Origin of the sequence: Clostridium phoceensis (genome assembly GCF_001244495.1) — a bacterium.
Lineage (GTDB): Bacteria > Bacillota > Clostridia > Oscillospirales > Oscillospiraceae > Lawsonibacter > Lawsonibacter asaccharolyticus.
The window spans coordinates 2,517,724-2,520,586 of record NZ_LN866274.1; the positions used below are offsets into that span (position 1 = coordinate 2,517,724).

General features: G+C 69.2%; 4 protein-coding genes. All 4 read left to right on the forward strand.

Annotated elements, in window-relative coordinates:
* Positions 1-836, forward strand: an 836-nt coding sequence (gene cbiD / locus BN1969_RS18320) for a cobalt-precorrin-5B (C(1))-methyltransferase CbiD (protein WP_050624691.1), incomplete at its 5' end; no start/stop codon positions are given.
* Complete coding sequence (gene cobI, locus BN1969_RS13020) at positions 803-1,495, forward strand: precorrin-2 C(20)-methyltransferase (protein WP_050624692.1); 693 nt, start codon at positions 803-805, stop codon at positions 1,493-1,495. The genes cbiD and cobI, both read left to right, overlap by 34 nt.
* Position 1,496: 1 nt before the next feature.
* Positions 1,497-2,024 (forward strand): methyltransferase family protein, encoded by a 528-nt coding sequence (locus BN1969_RS13025; RefSeq protein WP_207642597.1) that lies wholly within the window; start codon positions 1,497-1,499, stop codon positions 2,022-2,024.
* A gap of 25 nt (positions 2,025-2,049) precedes the next feature.
* Positions 2,050-2,805: a precorrin-4 C(11)-methyltransferase gene (gene cobM, locus BN1969_RS13030; protein WP_050624693.1), complete on the forward strand. Its 756-nt coding sequence runs from the start codon at positions 2,050-2,052 to the stop codon at positions 2,803-2,805.
* Positions 2,806-2,863 lie beyond the last annotated feature (58 nt).

Below are 2,863 nucleotides of genomic sequence, written 5' to 3' on the forward strand. Positions count from 1 at the left end.
TGGGCCGGGTCACCCGGCCGGGGCTGGACCAGCCGGTGGGGGAGGCGGCCATCAACTCGGTGCCCCGGAGGATGATCGCCCGGGCGGCGGAGGAAGAGGCGGCGGCCCTGGGCTACGCCGGGGGACTGGAGATCACCATCTCCGTTCCCGGGGGGGAGGAGGCCGCCCGCCGGACCTTCAATCCTCAGCTGGGGGTGGAGGGGGGCATCTCCATCCTGGGCACCTCCGGCATCGTGGAGCCCATGAGCGCCCAGGCCCTGGTGGAGACCATCGCCCTGGAGCTGCGCCAGGCGGCGGCGGAGGGGGCGGACCAGGTGGTGCTGACCCCAGGCAACTATGGGGCCGATTTTTTGGCGGAGAGCGGCCTGATCCCTTCTGATATCAGGATAGTAAAGTGTTCTAACTTTATCGGTGAGGCCCTGGACCGCGCCGCGGAGGCGGGGATCAGGCAGCTGATCCTGGTGGGGCATCTGGGCAAGCTGGTGAAGGTGGCGGGGGGCGTGATGAACACCCACTCCCGCTGGGCGGACTGCCGCATGGAGATCCTGTGCGCCCACGCGGCCCTGTGCGGGGCCGGCCAGGAGACTGCCCGGGCCCTGATGGGCAGCGCCACCACCGACGCCGGACTGGACATCCTGGCGGAGGCCGGCCTGCTGGACCGGACCATGGACAGCCTGCTGTCCGCCCTCCAGGCACACCTGGAGCGGCGGGCGGGGACGTCCTGCCGCTGCGGCGGCGTACTGTTCACCAATACCCGGGGCCTGCTGGGGATGACCGGGACTGCAAAGGAGATCTTGAACATATGGAGAGCGAAAGAGGAACATTTTACGCCGTAGGGGTGGGACCCGGGGACCCGGAACTGATGACCCGGAAGGCGGTGCGGGTGCTGGAGGACTGTCCCGTCCTGGCTGTCCCCCGCACGCCGGCGGGGGACTCCCTGGCCTTGGAGATCGCCCAGGCGGGTGCGGATCTGACTGACAAGGAGATACACTTTATAGACTTTGCCATGTCCCGGGATGAGGAGAAACGCCGCCAGGCCCACCGGCGAGCGGCGGAGGCGGTGCGCGCCCTGCTGGACCGGGGGACAGACGTGGCCATGCCGGTGCTGGGGGACGTGTCTCTCTTCGCCAGCAGCGCCTATGTGGCCCAGCTGCTGGAGGAGGAGGGCTGCCGCTGTGTCCGGGTCCCGGGGGTCCCCAGCTTCTGCGCCGCCGCGGCCCGGCTGGGCCGGAGCCTGACGGAGATGGACCTGCCGGTCCACATCCTCCCGGCGGGGGGCTTCCCCCTGGAGGAGGCCCTGGACCTGCCGGGGACAAAGGTGCTGATGAAGTCCGGACGGGCCCTGCCCCAGGTGCTGGAGGCGCTGGAGAGCCGGGGCCTGCTGGAGAGCTCGGCCATGGTGCAGAACTGCGGCCTGCCGGGGGAGCAGGCGGCAGAGAGCCTGAAGGACGCTCCCCAGTCCGGCAGCTACTTCACCACCCTTCTGGTGCCGTGACATGGGCGTGTCCGGTCTGCTCCTGTTGTTCCCCTTCCTGCTGCTCCGATTTGGGCTCCTGGGCCGGCTGGGAAGGGACGGACTGGGCCGCGCCGCCCACATTCCCCCCATGGGGGGCAGGGAACGGCTGGCCTATTGGGTCTATCAGCTCTCCTCCGCCGGGGTGCTGGTGTGTCTCTGCGCACAGCGGGCGGAGGTGGACGGCGCCTGGCCCTTTTGGGCGGGACTTGTCCTGTACCTTTTGGGGCTGGCCCTGTGCGCGGGGGCAGTGGTGAGTTTCGGAAGGCACTCCCCGGGTCCTTTCCGGGAGGACGGCCTCTACCGGTTCTCCCGCAACCCCATGTATGTGTCCTATTTCGTGTATTTTGCGGGGTGCGTCCTGCTGACCCGCTCCCGGCTCCTGGCCGCCCTGGTCCTGCTGTTCCAGCTCTCGGAGCACTGGATCATCCTGGCGGAGGAGCGGTGGTGCAGGGAGCAGTTCGGCGCACCCTACGAGGCGTATCGGAAGCGGGTCAGGCGGTATCTCTGATCCGTGTGGGAAGGAGGCTTTTTCCATGGTCCATTTTGTAGGGGCCGGGCCGGGTGCGCCCGACCTGATCACCCTGCGGGGAGCGGAGCTGCTGCGGGGGGCGGACTGCGTCATCTATGCGGGCAGCCTGGTCAACCCGGCCCTTCTGGGGCTGTGCAGGGACAGCGCGCGGATCTATGACAGTGCCCGCATGACGCTGGAGCAGGTGCTGGAGGCGGTGGAGCGCGCAGAGGCGGCGGGGCAGGAGACGGTACGCCTCCACACCGGCGACCCCTGTCTGTACGGTGCGGTGCGGGAGCAGATGGACGCCCTGGACCGGCGGGGCATCCCCTGGGACGTGACCCCGGGGGTGTCCTCCTTCTGCGGGGCAGCGGCGGCCCTGGGGGCGGAGTACACCCTGCCCGGGGTGAGCCAGACCGTTATCATCACCCGCATGGCGGGCCGGACCCCCGTGCCGCAGGGGGAGGAGATCGCCTCCCTGGCCCGGCACGGGGCCACCATGGTCATCTTCCTCTCCGCCGGGATGCTGGAGGCACTGTCTGCCCGGCTGATGGAGGGGGGATACCGGTCAGATGCTCCAGCTGCCCTGGTGTATAAGGCGACCTGGCCGGAGGAGAAGGTAGTGCGCTGCACGGTGGGAGAACTGGCCCAGGCCGGGCGGGACCACCAGATCTCCAGGACCGCGCTGGTGGTGGTGGGGGACATCCTGGCCGGGCCCTATGACCGCAGCCAGCTCTACCACCCCGGGTTTTCCACCGGCTATCGGGAGGCGTCCCAATGACTGTGGAGCTTATTTCCTTTACAGAGAATGGGGGGAGGCTGGCCGCCGCGCTGGCGGC

Excerpts from the sequence above, each read along its gene's own strand:
- cobI (WP_050624692.1), top strand. The coding sequence starts at position 803 with ATGGAGAGCGAAAGAGGAACATTTTACGCCGTAGGGGTGGGACCCGGG.
- cobM (WP_050624693.1), top strand. The coding sequence starts at position 2,050 with ATGGTCCATTTTGTAGGGGCCGGGCCGGGTGCGCCCGACCTGATCACC.
- BN1969_RS13025 (WP_207642597.1), top strand. The coding sequence starts at position 1,497 with ATGGGCGTGTCCGGTCTGCTCCTGTTGTTCCCCTTCCTGCTGCTCCGA.